We start from the raw sequence: 13,550 nt of genomic DNA, 5'->3' as shown, positions 1-13,550 counted from the left end.
ACGTCCCCAGGGCGGGCGCCATGTCCCTCGAGGAAGGCGGCCCGCTTCTCGTGAAACTCCTCATCCGTGTGAGCGGGGATGACGTGCACCACACCGTCAGAATGGGAGACAGCGGCCTCCAGCCTTGCCAAGCGATTGCGTGTCATTCGGTTCATGGGGCAATCCCCTCCTGAGGGCGGGGAACGCCCGTGATGATCCGGTACACGGCATTGTCGTCCTTGGAGACGTCGCCGGCCTCAATGAGAACGGCATGTTTTGCCTCCGCTTCCTCGAGGGAACGGGCAACGATCCGACGCCAGGGACGAGCGCCCCGGGAGATGGATGCAGCCGCCTCGAGGCGAGAGACACGCGAGAGGATTCCCCTGCTCATTGTTGACACTCCGAACGCGCCAGCATCTCCAGACGCTCCTCGTGGGTTTCGGTGACGGGGATCGTCTGCGGTTCCCTGAATTCCCGCTGCTCCGGGGCCAGGTTGAAGTTCCACTCGAAGAAGAAGTCATCCGGCTTGGCACGACCGGATTGGATCATGCCCACCTTCTGGGCCTCAAAGTCCTCTGGGCTCCGCTCGTAGATGACGTGTAGGTACCCAAGAGCCCTTGGCCCTGCGGCTGCCTCAAGCCTCATGAGGCGGTTCGTCAATGCTCTGCTCATTTCTGCCCCTGTGCCGCTTCCAGCTTGTCGAGACGCTGTTGGATCTCATGCAGCTCCACGGCCTTGGTGAACCCGTCCACCAACTTGGCCAGCTCACCGGCCTCCCCCGGGGTGATGTCCCCGTTGGCCACCGCCTCCGCCAGGGCTGCCGTCGCCTTCACCGCATCTCCGGCCGTCTCCAGCTTCGGGAGGGTGAACATCACAGGCCGATCCTTCCGAGGTGGCATGATGCGGTCCATCACCATCCGGAGAGCCACGCTGTCCCCGGCAAGCGCCATCTCGACAGCCTTCCGCGTGATGGCCTCCGCCTCACCATCCAAGAGGGCTTCGAGCGCCAGCGTCGTCTTATTCCGAGAACCCTTAGGGCGCCCAGGATTGCCGGGGGCGAATAACCGTCCGCCCCTCGTTTTCTCCTCGTTTTTTCGGGAGGTCGTAGCCTTCGCCATGGTCAAAGGATCCCCTGCGGATTATTGGGGTTCTCGCCTGCCCGCTCCGAATACGACCCATCACCAACAGTCGCACCCTCGCTTCTCTCTCCCGTGGGCGAACGCTCACCCCGAGAGTTGTAGCCGACGCCATAACCGTAAGTCGTTGGATCCCAGGTGTCCCAAGACGCCATCGGACCATAGCCAAAGTCCAAGCCCTTCCCGTCGATCCATCCACCGAAGGCATTCCCGAGCCTATCAGTGATCCGGCCGAACGGATCTGCCGCACCGATGATGCCACCCATAACGGCGCCGAAGGGTCCGCCTGTCAGGCCGCCCAATGCAGCACCCGTGAGAGCCCCACCTGTCCAGCCATCGAGGAGGCCAGGGCTCCAGTCCTTGGCGATATCAGGGTTCGCCATGGCATCCATGAAGCCGGTCTTTTCAACAGGATCCATGACCCCCAGCGCCGAGCCAATGCTGCGGATCGACATATCGGGCAGGTCGAAGGACGGAAGTTCCAACGAGGGCAAGCCAGAGAGCAAGCCTTGTTCCTGCGGTCGGGACGGAGGCATAGGCGCCGTTTCAGGGAGCGAGACGGGCGAGCTGTACGAAGAGCGGGCAGCCGGGGCCGCCGACGTCTGAGCGGGCGCCCGTGTTGCCGGCATCGTGGACGGGCTGGGCGAGGGCCTCGCGGCCTGCGGGACGGCCTGTGGCGATACCGAAGGCGTCGAGAGCGTGGACGGCCCCAGCTTATCGGCCATCTCATCCGCGTACATGCTCTGCATGTCGAGAGAAGGAGGAGACAGCGCCGGGGTTGATTGCGGAACCGCACTTGTGGCAGCGGGGATCGATGGCCCCAGGTCCCGGTTCAGCCGCTCGGCAATCGCCTTGTTGGTCAGATCCGGCGCCGTGTTGTTCCGAACGGCCATGGTCTTTTCAAAGCGATCCACCGCGTTCCGCTGCTCAAGCGACGGAGCGTCGAATTCGGGCGTCCTGCCCCACGGACCTTGGCCCACACCCGCCGAGAAGCCCGAAGGGGCGGCAGGCGTCTTAACGTCGCTGAAGTCAGGAGTGGCCGGCGAAGACGGGACAAAGCCCTCCAACGAGTTGGAATAGAGGCCCGCCGAGATGTCGGAATAATCCCGGTCGAGGTCAATTCCCACTCGCTCGCCCATGCCAATCGGCCCGAGAGGGTCAAATCCGAGGTTCTCGCTGATTGAATAGCTGAACGGGTCCGTGTTGGTAGGAACGGCCCGACCATTGAACTGGTCATCGAACTTGGTGCCGCCACCCATGCCCCAGGCGCCGAAATCCGTTTCACGAGCCGGAAGGTTCTCGAATGGGTCAGTCGATAGAGCGTCGAGGTTCAGACCAAGACCCAACTGCGCCGCTGCGGAGGCGCCGAGATAGTCGAGAGTCTCTTGCGTGGCCCAATTGTTTTGAACCCGCTCATCAATCGGGACGCCGAATTCAGATTGCCGGATCTCGACATTAGACGACAGCCGGGGGTCAATCAGGCGCTCATATGCCTGCTGCTCCGTCATGACGGGACCTGGCGTATAGACCCCGGAGAGGTCCACAGGTGCCGCCTCAACCGGGGAAATGCCCGCCAGAGGATCGGGGAACAGCCCTTCCGTGATTTCGGGGAAGGACGTTCCCTGCATACTGTTCAGGAACGCTTCGGTGTTCGGGTTCCAACCGAACATGCTCTGGTCTACCTCACGAGGGTCCAGCTCAATACCGAACGCGCCCATGGGGCCGCTGAGATTGGCGGCAACCCTGTTGGCGTTGAAGTTCTCCTTAGCCTGCGCCGCAATAGCCGCGTCGATGTCCTCGCCAAGGTTGGGCGAGCCACGACGAACCTCCACGTTGGTCGAGAGCCGAGGATCAATCAGCCGTTCAAGGGCCTGCTGTTCTGTCATTCCCTGCCGAACGCCAGATAGATCCGCCGGGGCGGCATCAACAGGCGTGAAGCTCTCCAGGCTCATCGGACTAGGAGGCGCCTCAAGAGAGCCGGCGAAATCCACCCGCCCAATCGGATCAGGCAGGCTGATGGTCTCGTAATCGTTCGTAGGCGTAATGCCGAAGGTGTCGCCCATCTCCATCGGCCCCAAGGGACCAATCCCGAGCTTTTGCGTCATATCGGGCACATCGACCGCCGCGAGGCCAGTCGGCTGCACGACGTCATCATAAGCATAGCCCGGCATCACATCCTGCCCGAGCTTCTGGCTTAGGAAGTCCTGGGCCTGACGCTGGACGGTCGGAGCCGCCGCCATAATGGCCGCGTTGTTCGTAAACGGCGCGATGTCCTGCACGACAACCGCGTCAGGGATATCGACCCCGGCCAGTTTCGCCGCCACAGCGAACCGCGTTGCCATCTCTTCCTTGGACGGGGCTTTCACGCCAGCAGGCCAGCCACCCGTTGGCGAGAAGCTATGACCGCCGAACCTGGAGCGATTGGCGCCTACACCCGCGTCCTTCTCGAACCCCGGAGCGGAGAAGTGCTCCACCCCAAAGCCGATATCAATGCCCATGCTATGGGCCTTCGTTGCTACTTCCGTAGCAAGCTGTGCACGTTCAAAGCTAGCTTGGCGCGGTCCAAGAGCCGGCGTGAATGCGTCATCGAGAGCCGCCATCAACGACGCTTCTACACCCGCCTTGAAATTGGCATGGCCGGCCGTCGAGGCGCCCTTAATGTCCTTGTTGAACGTCGGGGAGAACTGACGCCCAGCGCCAGGCAGAGACCGGTTCTGCCGCGTGGCGTCAAGCATGGTCTCCGCACTGAAGGGAGCCGAGAAGATGTCACCAAGGGCAGCAGAGCGGGACAGGTAGGCGCTCGGGTTCTGAGCACGATTAAGACCCGTAGCCGCAACGATACCCATGCCGACAACGCCCTCGTTGAGGGCTTCGCCCATGACCATGCCAACGGTCATGGCATAGTCGAGGTCGCTCAAGCCGTATTCGGAAAGAGGGTTCGGCATCTATCGGGCCTCCGGGGGCAGCATCATGGGCGGCCCAAAGTTGTACGGTTGGCGCGGCTGGGCTCCCGCAGCAGGGGAGCTACCAGACGGCGCCTGGTTATATTTCTTCCGGTACTCCTGGAGGGCCTGTTCAGCCCCCTCCCGGTCGCCCTTCATCATGAGGTCAACGACGCCCTTCAGCTCCTGCCCACGGGGGGAGTTCATGAGGCGCTCGGCTTCCGTCTCGCCCTGCATCGGCGGGGCATATTCATAGTTGGTATCACGCGCCATGACGGGGCTCCCCAGCAGCAGCGTTGCGAGAATGAGAGTTGAGGGACGCATCATGGCCGGTTCCTTCCCCAGAGGCAGAGCCCGTGAGATTACGCCGTTTCGCAGCCTCCGGGTCCACCTTCATCAGAACGAGGTGGCCGATAGACCGGACAAAGTTGTCCATGTTGGCTTGGAGTGCGGGAGGCTTACCGCTCATTGGACGCCTCCCGCTGCATATCCCGCCCCTGTGGCGGCACTCTTGCCGATCCGCTCCAGGCTCTGACGGAGAACCCGTTGAGCCGCCTTGTTGGAGATAGGAGCCTTGAGGAGGGCAGCCTTTGCCAACTGCGGGTCGAGCATCATTTCTAGAACGAGGTCATCAACCTTCTTGATGCCGGCCGCCCGCATGGAGCCCAGAACCGCCTTGATGCCGGTGCCCGTCGCACCCGCCACAGCCGCCTTATAGTTGCCGCCCGTCGTCATGAAGGCGGCGCCGGCAGCTTGGAACATCTGGGCCATGAGGCTTTGAGATCCGAACTTGTCGGCTATCTTGTCGAGCAGCGACGCCACGTCTTGCGCCGTGTTGGACTGCCCCGGCGTCTTCACGGCATGGAGCGAACGTTCCGACCGCCTGATGTCGTCTACAATCGCCCGCATCCTCACCAGGTCCTCACCGCTGAACACCTGACGAAGCGCCCCAGACTTATCCTTCACGAACGAAGCGAAGGCATCGGCCCGGATCCCGTTTTCGCCGGAGGTGGCAACCTCCTTGTTGGAGATGAACCGGCTCTCGATGAATTCAGCCACCGAGCGGCGCAGGCCATCACGAGCGGCAGCGTTGCCCCTCGTGGCCTTCACCAGCTTGCCCATTTGAGCCGAGGCGTCCCGGCCATTCAGGATCCCGCCAATGGTCTTCGTCAGGTCCGCAGGATCGACCTTTGCGACCTTACCCAGAACCGACTTGTTGAAGTCATCGAGCCGAGCCTTGCGGGTTGCGATAGCCCGCTCCAGCGCCTGAGTGGCGAGGGAGGCCGTAGAGAACCGCGCCCGCACGTTCTCGGGAAGCTCCTTCAGGGCGTCAGCATGAGCCGAGCGCCACCGCTGGAACTTCTTGGGGTCAATCGTCCCGTCTTCCTTCAGCGCCATCTTGCGCAGAGACAGTGCGGCGGCATCCGAGATGTCGGAAGGAGAAGCACCGGCCTTCACCAGTGCCTTAATCCGCTCCCCGCCCGTGGGACCGGGCCTGAAGGCATTAGAGGCCACCGAGGCATCCGACATGCGGAACCCCTGAAGCACCCCATCCTGGACAGCCGGCCGCATCCCGTCGCTGCGGAGAACCTGACCGGCATAGCCCTTGTTGAACGTACCCACCCGAGAGCGGGTCGCCTCCGTGGCGGCCTTGTAGCGAGCCCCGGCTTCGGGGTCGGCCCTGAAGGTGTCGAAGATATTGCCGTTCTGCGAGCCTTCACGCGGCGCATAGGTGGCCGAAACCGGCCCCTCGTCATCGAGGGCCATCACAGCCCGCTCATAGGCTGTAATTGCGTCCGTCTCATCCCCGAGGGCCAGACTCTCAACCGCCTGATTGAAAGCCTTCGTGTGCAGCTCATCCGGGCGAATGCCGGCGTTCTGCAGTTCCTCCCGCAGGAGCGTGGAGGCAGACTGGAACTCAGCTTCCCGGCCATCCACATCAAAGCCCGAGGAGCTGCCCCGCATGTCGTCCGCCGCCGTATAGGTCTTACGGCCGGCCAACTCGTCCTCAAGAAGCTTGTAGACCTCTCGTGAAACGTCGCGACTTGCGTAGCCGTCAGCATCAGGCGGCAGATAGCCTTCCTCGATCAGCTTCGTGCGCCAATAGCCATCAACCGACCGACCATCAGCCCGGGCCAGCTTTTTGCCGCCAATGGTAACGTTGCCCCAATCCCGCGCCGTAGACTCGGGGTCGAGCGGCAAGCCACCATTGCGAGCGATGAACTGTCCTAGGGAGAGGGCTTTGCCCTGTCGCGGTTGGCCTTGTACGCCTTGATTTCGCGCAGTGCTTCGAGATCCGCGAGAGAACGGGCCTTCTTCTCCGCGTGAGCCAGAAAGGCTTCCCTGTCGTAGGGCTCTACTTTCTCCAGCACCTTCGCCAGTGCTTCGCCCGGTGGCGTCTGACCAGTCATTGAACCATTGCGTTAGTCTGTTCCCGACAGTCGGGTTAGCGGCAATCTCTTCCGCCGCTGACCTTTCAATACCATTGCGGATGGCTTGGTTCAATTGAGCCAGGCGGGCATATGCCGGGGTTCGGCCCCGGTTGCGCATTTCTTCCCGCATCACGCCCTTGATACGCGAGCTGAGGTCCTGCAATTCGCGGAACGCCTCAATCGGCTTGTAGGACCGGAGCAGGTTAGCAATCTCCTTCTCTTCGGAAGTCAGCCCAAGGCGGGCAGCCTGGGACATCCGCCCATAAAGCTCATCGGCAATCTGCTTCGCGCTTTGGGTCGAGACGGTCAACGAGCCGTTGGGATCGATGGCGTTCCAAAGGGCGGTTTCCTTGCGGCGGGCGGTTTCCTCCGCATCCTGCATACTGCCCCGGATCGAGCGGCCCACGCCGTCAGCATCATCGGACGGCCGCAGACGTTCGGCAGCAGCCTCCGCAGCGGATCGCGCCGCCGCTTCATCCCCGAGCGTAACCCGGTCAATCTCGTCCAGTTGCCCACGAAGGAAGCTAACGATTTCGCCGGCATCGCCTTCACCGCCGACCGTCCGCAGATGATCGAGGCGAGCGGAGTTCTGCTCTGCCCGACGCTGGGCAAAGACTTCCGGGTTAGCCGTCTGTAGATCCCGCTCCAGAGCGCCTAGGCCGACATCGCCCGTAGCCTGGAACGTCGTCGGCTTGGAGCCGGGCACCAGTTCAGCCCCCGCGCCCTCTTCCAGCTCACGCAGGGCGGCCGATGGATCGGAGGCCGCAGCCCGCAGCCTCTCGGCCGCAAGTTGCCGCTGGGTGTCATCACCGATGGCGAGAAGCCGCTTGCCTGCATCGAGGCCAGCCCCGGCCGCATACCCGCCACCTTGAGCCGCCGCGAGAGAGCCCGCACCGAGGGCAACGCCGCCGACCATACCGACCAGCGGGTTAACGTCATTCTCGGCCGCAACCTGGGCGCCGCCGCCTGCCGTCAGGCCCACCACACCCTGGGTAACGGGAGCGTCCGCCAATTCGGTCAGAACCCGGCGTGTCGCCCCTTCAGTCGCTTTGGCACCCACTTTGGCGAGGCCGGCACCGGACAGCGCCTCAAGGGCCGTCTGTCCACCCGCAACCGCGATGCGTTCGCCGGGTGTCTCCGGTTTCGGCAGACCGAGAGCATCAGCCCCAGCCTCACCAAGCGCCGACACGGCCTTGGTGGTCTCGAATGGATCCCGGTAAGGTGCTTCTTCTTCCCCAAAGGCCCGCCGCTTCACGTTCACGAGCTGAGTGCCCATGTTCTGAAGGAACCCAACCGTTCCGTCATAGGCGAGCGCCGGCAGACCTGCGATGGCCCCAGGAATAGCCTGGACACCCGCACGACCCGCGAGGCCCGCCGCACGTTCTGCCGTCAGCTCCGGCTCTGCCGCCGTGTCGGGTTCGCCACCCGCCGCAGGCGCCGAGCGCCCGGCCTGAAGCCGAAGGGTCTGCTCCTTCGCAACGCGGGAAATCACCTCATCGGGCGTATCGTCTGGGAACTCCAGAACGGTCCCGTCAAAAAGTTCAGCTTCACGCATTACATGGGGTTCCCTTGCGCATCGAAGCGGATACGTCCGCCGCCGCTAGGCGCTCCAGCCCCGGAGCTGCCCGGCCGCCGCGAGAGGAGCATTTGAGCCCGATCCCGGCCCCGCCTGACAATCGCCTCGTAGTCGCTGACGGCCTTCATGAAGCCCTCGTCCGACGTCGCAACGTTCATGCGGTTGATGGCTGCCGTTGCCGCCTTGCCCTCCTGTTCGGAGAGGGCGCCGAGGCCACGCATCTGCTGAATAGCCGTGAGGAAGGCGCCGTTCTTCGACTGTTCAACCAGGTTCTCAAAGTCAGCCGTCTTGCCGCCCTTGAAGGTCGGGAAGTTCGATTGCCAACCGGTCGCACTCGTGCGGTTCGGGTGCTCCTTGATTTGCTGGATGACATCGAGGGCCGTATCAGCCGCAGCCAATTGGTTGCCAGCGCCGGCAACGGCCTGACCTTCAGCCTTGCCGATTTCGGTATCACGGGCAGCCCCAGCGTTGTCCTTAGGCTCGTATCCGACAATCTGACCGGTCCGCTTGTCGAGCAGGCCCCAACGGGTGCCGAGGTCCACTTTATCGACGCCTGACGACAGCTTGACGCCCTCGGGGAGCTTCGGTTGCGCAACCGTGCCATTCCGACCGAGCTGAAGCACCGTCGTATTGCCCTCTGCGTCCGTACCCCAAATCGGGGTTGTCCCGTATTCGCTATCGCCCGGCTTGGCCTCCAGGCCCAACTTGACGCGCCGCGCCTTGTTCACCTCGTCGGGGGAAAGGCCCTGCGTCAGGCGATCCCACTCGGTCGGCTCACGGCGCTTGTGCTTGTCGAGGTACATGGATCGGAACAAGTCAGGGTCCGACGCAACAGCCGGGTCAAAGCCTTCGCGCTCTACCGCCTGCTTGAGTTCGATCCGCCGACGCTCGGCCTCTGCCTCCTTCAGCTTCCTTTGGCGTAGGGCCTCATCCTGCTCCATTCCGGCCAGGGCGCCACGCATGGCGGTGCTGTAATCACCGGACAGCAGGCCGAAGCCCATTCCGGTCATCATGCCGCCGTTGTCTGTGAAGACCCGGTGCAGCCCATCGAGGAGGCCAACGCCAGTGCTGGGAGCGGGCGCGTAACTGCCCAGGATCCCGGTTCCTGTATCAGGATAGCCCCCAAGGATGCCCGTGCCCGTGTAGGGGAAAGGTCCACCACTCATTTGCTCATCCTCCCCTTACGAAAATCCGCCGAGGATTCCGCCGCCGAGGACGCCGGCAAGAGTTCCCCAGGGACCGAACGAAGATCCAATCCGGCCACCCGTGAAGGCGCCGCCGAGAATGCCTTGAGCGGCGCTCGGCCCGTCCTTCGTGGAGTTCACGACCTTGCCCATGCCAGCAATAGGAGTGATGTAGCCGGCAGCCTGCGCCAGGCGATCAAAGGGGGCGTCATACTTGGATTGCGAATACTGGTGGCGCACATCGCCAACGCCGGCCATGCGGCTTGCGGGGTCGTACCGCAGGGCGTTGAACGTCGGAGCCAGGGCCGCCGCCGTGCTCATGTTGTCGGCGCCCTGAGAATACAGGCTTCCCATGGCCCCGGCCGCCGAGGCGCCCCGGTTGGCAGCGGACTGGTACATGTCGCCAAGAATGCCTGACGCCTGCAACTGCCTGTTTCTGCTGTTTTCGTTGCTCTGAAGCATGAGCTGGTCGGTGGCCTGCGATGCCGCATTCGAGAAGCCGGTGCCGATTGCTGCCGAACCATAACGACCGCCACCTAGGCGAGTGGACGCCGAGTTGAGGGCCTTCTCGCGCTCGGCGTTGACGACACTGAGCAGGCGTGGGTCTTCGTTGTAGCTGCCGTTGGCGAAGTTCTTCAGGTAGCCAGCCGACTCCTGAAGATCCGAGGTCATGCCGTTGTTGGCCGCATAGCCACCGAGAATGCCGGCCGCCTGGTTCATGCCAGGGGTCATGCCGCCATTGGAGAGCATGGACGACTGATAGCCGTAGAGCGCATCCATATTCGGGACGCCCTGACGAGCAAGGTCCATCGTCTGGTTAAGCCCTTCCTTCGTGGCGCTGTTCATAGGCGCGAGGAGGGGCTTGTTCTTGTACTTCCCATACAGCGTGTCAGCCTGCGACATGATTTTGTCGAGGTACGGCTGTGACGACGCCATCGGGCTACTGATTGAGGTCTCTTTTCTATCGCTGCCTGGCATTGCTAGGCATCCCTTTCCATGACGATGTGCGTCAGCCGATAGCCGAGTTCCTGGCAGTGCTTTTTCCAGCCCGGACGGCAGACGACCTTGAAGCCCTCGCAGCCGAGGTGCTCCCGCAAATGAGTTTCGAGTTGAGTGAGGAGGTGAAACCACCAATCGTGACGGTCTTTGCCCGTGCACCAGACGATTTCACCAATGCGCCGTTCGCCCCGGATCACCACGCAGGTGCCGGCGAGCGCCACGGCTGTTTCTTTGGCGGTGTCCCAGACGATATGGGCCTGGACTTCTCCGCTCCGAAGCTGCTCCCAGAGTTGTTCAACCGGGATCCGACCGCGCTTCGATATGGCCGGTAAGAATTGATCGATGAAGCCGGCAACGGCCTCAAGGTTGTCTCGATGAATGGTGACGATGGCGACGGCCGGCAGAGCCTCAAGCGGCGCCGGTTCGCTCTCTCCAACCTCAGAAGAGGCCGCCTCGACGGCCCCCAAAGCCAATGACGTGTAAGCCTCGCACAGTTCGCGGGCTGTGCTGAGATGGCCCATCATTTGAGAGGTGTAGCCGCGAATAGCCAGCCCGTCGCCGCCCCATCCCTCGATGATGAGGTCAAGGCAGTTGCGAGCATGAGACAGGTTCTCAAGGATCTCCGGGGTGAGCGCGTCGGCAATCTCCCGCAGACCTTCATCTCCCGAGGCGATGGCAACCGCCCGGTTGAAGTCTTCGATTTCCTTCTTGGTCAGAGGTTGGGTCATCGCTATGCGCTCCCCTCTGCCGGCATGTTGTCGAGGAGGGTCTTGCCGCTCCACAGAGCGAAGCCCCGGCTTGCGTGATACCGGAAGCGTTCGGACGAATACGCCCGGTCCTTGTCGTTGCCCGTGGAGGTGCGGAGTTGTGCCAGCATCAGGCCAAGGAACGCCTGCGCCTGCTCTAGCTCATTGATAGCGGCCAGCCGCGACGGATCCTCGGAGAGGTCCACCTGAGGCTGATTGCCTGCCGCCTGGTGCGCCTGGGCCGCCACTGTTCAGACGCCCGCAGAGGCCGCGCCGCCTTCAGAGGTGTTGGCGATATAGGAGGTAATGGCGAGGCGGATCAGCTCGGCCGAACTCATTCCCTTCTGTGCCGCAACCGCCTTCACTTGGTCGCGGAGACCACGAGGAGCACGGGCGCGGATCACGTCGGAGAACTCGCCTCGCCCATCGTCAAATTGCATTAGATGAAACATCGGAAACCCCAATTGCTACCCTGCCTTTAACGTAGCACGATACGGCGCTAGCTTGAATGCCTGCTAGCGCCGTAACTCCTTACGTTTCCTAGGGTTCTTGGGTTTCTTGGGATTTTCCCATGTTCTTGGAGTTGGCCTTATGCCGCCGCCAGGAGGCCCATTCTCTCAGCCTCGATCCGGGCAGCCTGCAGGGCTTCGATCAGCTCGGGCAGCTTTGCCAGTTTCAAGGCAACGCCCTTCTTGGTCGCCTTCTTCTCGCCGGCTGCGGCGCCGAACTCGGCATAGATCCGCAGGTCCACCAGTTGCGAGCCCTTAAACTCCGAGAGCGAAACCCGGACTTCTTCAGCGGCATTCTTGGCGACGGTCGCCACGAGGGTTGCGGGGGTCTCAGGCTGCATTGGCCGCCCCCTTGTCTCCGGCATAGCCGACGTTCAACACATTCACTTCGCTGCGGAGGACATAGCGGGCATGAGACCCGGCATACGGCCCCGCGTGTTTCTCGTTGATAGTCTCGATCACCACGCCGAAGTGGGTGCGGAGCCAGAACACATAGTGCGACCATCTCGGCATGGGATGATCAATTGCCGGCTGGACGCCCTTCTCACCGGCTCGGACGAGAGCCACGAGGGTTGAGGCATAGCGCCCCTTGGCCTTCAGCGGACCGCGCCCGTCCGAAGTGAACTCGACGGCCACAACCGGCCGCTTATCTACGGAATTGAATGCGTGGCTCATTATGCAGCCCCTTTGACGGGCACTCCGGCCCGCTGAAAATATTTTGTGACGATTTCGCTCTGACGGTCCCCGGCCCAATAGGCTTCGAGGGCTGCTTGATCGCTCTCCAGGAGCATCAGCAGGCAAGGATGGCTCACAGCCCAGCGGCCAGCGACCTTGCGGCCTATGTCCCGGTTAGCTGCCCATCCCCGCACGGTCTCAACAGTGCGGTTAGCGAGAAATGCCGCCTGCGAAAGGCTGAGAGCCTCGCGCCGGTCGTAGTTGGTCAGAATATGTTTTGCACCTGCCATGCAGCATGGCCCCTTAAATGTGGGCCTGTTTCGGCAAGCATAGAGAAGAAATAATTTGTCGAACCCGTTGCCTTGGGCCGGTCATTCGTTTTATAGTCTCTACACACACCACAACAGAACCTCGTTGGTTTAAGCATCCAAGCTCTAGAGGTGTTCTCACCACCTTTAGAGCCCGTGGTCTTCAGCCTGCAAATCAGGCCGATTACCACTTGTTAACTTAGCATTGTTGTAGCACGCTGTCTACAAATCTTGTAGCACGGCGGGGTTTTTCTTGCGCTTTTTTCAGTGAGTTGCCTGGATCTTCCCAGCGGGTTGCCGATCCGGCTCATGGCCGAGGTAGGGCTTGGAGCGTTTCGGTCGAGGGAGATAGAAACGGCCTGCCGTCACGCGATGTCACGCACCGTCACTGTGACAGTAACGTTACGTAACGCACCGTAACGCGTTATCGGCGCCGGCATCTCGATCACGGCTGATCACCTCTGATCATTCGCAACACTATCGGGAGGGGGCGCCATTTTCCGGGGGTGGGGAATGAGGTTCCGGGGGTGGGGTCACAGAGTCCGGGGGTGGGGACTTTCTGACACCTGAGAGCTCCGCTCTGCCGCTGGGCTGCCACACCGCCACACCTCTGCCCCACCCTGCCGCGCCAGGTGAGGCGTTCGCTTGCGTTGCAATGCGTTCTCCTGCGTTCCACCGGACTTCCACCGGAAGATGACAGCACCGCCACCGGAAGCTCGTTCCGGTGGAACGGTCGTTCAACGGCGGTTGAGCAGGATCGTTGGGACCATTGAGGAAAAGCGTCGGCAGCCGCAGGGCAGGTACGTCGCGCCCCTTAACCCGTCCTCACGGTGGAGGGGTTCACCCACCCCTTAACCCTCCCCTTGATGTGCGTCTCTCGCACCATGTCCCGCGATGTCCTCGTTGTCCTGGGGGACACGCCCTTAGCCCCGCCCTTTGATGGGCGGGCACGGGCTCCACCAGTGGGGAAGCGGTTCGGGACCAGTAGGGAACAGGATCCCGACCGGTTCAGAAGCGCCGATTTTTTCTGAGCGTTCTTTTACAGCGTCTTTCGACCCCAACAG

At 62.4% G+C, this 13,550-nt stretch carries 14 protein-coding genes; all 14 read right to left on the bottom strand.

All coding sequences use genetic code 11. The features are described 5' to 3' along the window. Positions 1–151: 151 nt before the first annotated feature. Positions 152–370: a hypothetical protein gene (locus tag KBI52_RS11025; protein ID WP_210807423.1), complete on the bottom strand. Its 219-nt coding sequence runs from the start codon at positions 368–370 to the stop codon at positions 152–154. After that, on the bottom strand, positions 367–639 hold the full coding sequence (locus tag KBI52_RS11020) for a hypothetical protein (RefSeq protein ID WP_210807421.1): 273 nt from the start codon (positions 637–639) through the stop codon (positions 367–369). The genes KBI52_RS11025 and KBI52_RS11020 overlap by 4 nt, the downstream gene beginning before the upstream one ends. 8 nt (positions 640–647) lie before the next feature. Continuing rightward, complete coding sequence (locus KBI52_RS11015) at positions 648–1,097, bottom strand: DUF5681 domain-containing protein (RefSeq protein ID WP_210807419.1); 450 nt, start codon at positions 1,095–1,097, stop codon at positions 648–650. A 2-nt stretch (positions 1,098–1,099) separates the two neighbouring features. After that, complete coding sequence (locus tag KBI52_RS11010) at positions 1,100–4,033, bottom strand: hypothetical protein (RefSeq protein ID WP_210807417.1); 2,934 nt, start codon at positions 4,031–4,033, stop codon at positions 1,100–1,102. A gap of 27 nt (positions 4,034–4,060) precedes the next feature. Next, a complete protein-coding gene (locus tag KBI52_RS11005; RefSeq protein ID WP_210807415.1) occupies positions 4,061–4,384 on the bottom strand; it encodes a hypothetical protein in 324 nt (107 codons plus the stop codon). Between the two features lie 138 nt (positions 4,385–4,522). Continuing rightward, a complete protein-coding gene (locus KBI52_RS11000; RefSeq protein WP_210807413.1) occupies positions 4,523–8,044 on the bottom strand; it encodes a hypothetical protein in 3,522 nt (1,173 codons plus the stop codon). Then, positions 8,044–9,066, bottom strand: coding sequence for a hypothetical protein (locus KBI52_RS10995; protein WP_210807411.1), 1,023 nt, complete (start codon positions 9,064–9,066; stop codon positions 8,044–8,046). Before KBI52_RS10995 ends, KBI52_RS11000 begins: the two co-directional genes overlap by 1 nt. A gap of 180 nt (positions 9,067–9,246) precedes the next feature. Beyond that, positions 9,247–10,227, bottom strand: a complete 981-nt coding sequence (locus KBI52_RS10990) for a hypothetical protein (RefSeq protein WP_210807409.1) — start codon at positions 10,225–10,227, stop codon at positions 9,247–9,249. 2 nt (positions 10,228–10,229) lie between these two features. Then, positions 10,230–10,976: a hypothetical protein gene (locus KBI52_RS10985; RefSeq protein ID WP_210807407.1), complete on the bottom strand. Its 747-nt coding sequence runs from the start codon at positions 10,974–10,976 to the stop codon at positions 10,230–10,232. A gap of 2 nt (positions 10,977–10,978) precedes the next feature. Then, entirely contained in the window at positions 10,979–11,200 is a 222-nt protein-coding gene (locus KBI52_RS10980; RefSeq protein WP_210807405.1) for a hypothetical protein, read from the bottom strand. Between the two features lie 45 nt (positions 11,201–11,245). After that, positions 11,246–11,434, bottom strand: a complete 189-nt coding sequence (locus tag KBI52_RS10975) for a hypothetical protein (RefSeq protein WP_210807403.1) — start codon at positions 11,432–11,434, stop codon at positions 11,246–11,248. A gap of 149 nt (positions 11,435–11,583) precedes the next feature. Continuing rightward, entirely contained in the window at positions 11,584–11,844 is a 261-nt protein-coding gene (locus KBI52_RS10970; RefSeq protein ID WP_210807401.1) for a transcriptional coactivator p15/PC4 family protein, read from the bottom strand. After that, on the bottom strand, positions 11,834–12,178 hold the full coding sequence (locus tag KBI52_RS10965; protein ID WP_247654328.1) for a hypothetical protein: 345 nt from the start codon (positions 12,176–12,178) through the stop codon (positions 11,834–11,836). Before KBI52_RS10965 ends, KBI52_RS10970 begins: the two co-directional genes overlap by 11 nt. Next, a complete protein-coding gene (locus KBI52_RS10960) occupies positions 12,178–12,468 on the bottom strand; it encodes a hypothetical protein (RefSeq protein ID WP_210807399.1) in 291 nt (96 codons plus the stop codon). The genes KBI52_RS10965 and KBI52_RS10960 overlap by 1 nt, the downstream gene beginning before the upstream one ends. Positions 12,469–13,550: the final 1,082 nt, after the last annotated feature.

It is taken from the genome of Microvirga sp. HBU67558 (genome assembly GCF_018069605.1).
GTDB lineage: Bacteria > Pseudomonadota > Alphaproteobacteria > Rhizobiales > Beijerinckiaceae > Microvirga > Microvirga terrae.
Note: the sequence above shows the minus strand (reverse complement) of the source record. Positions and strands in the feature narration are given on the sequence as shown.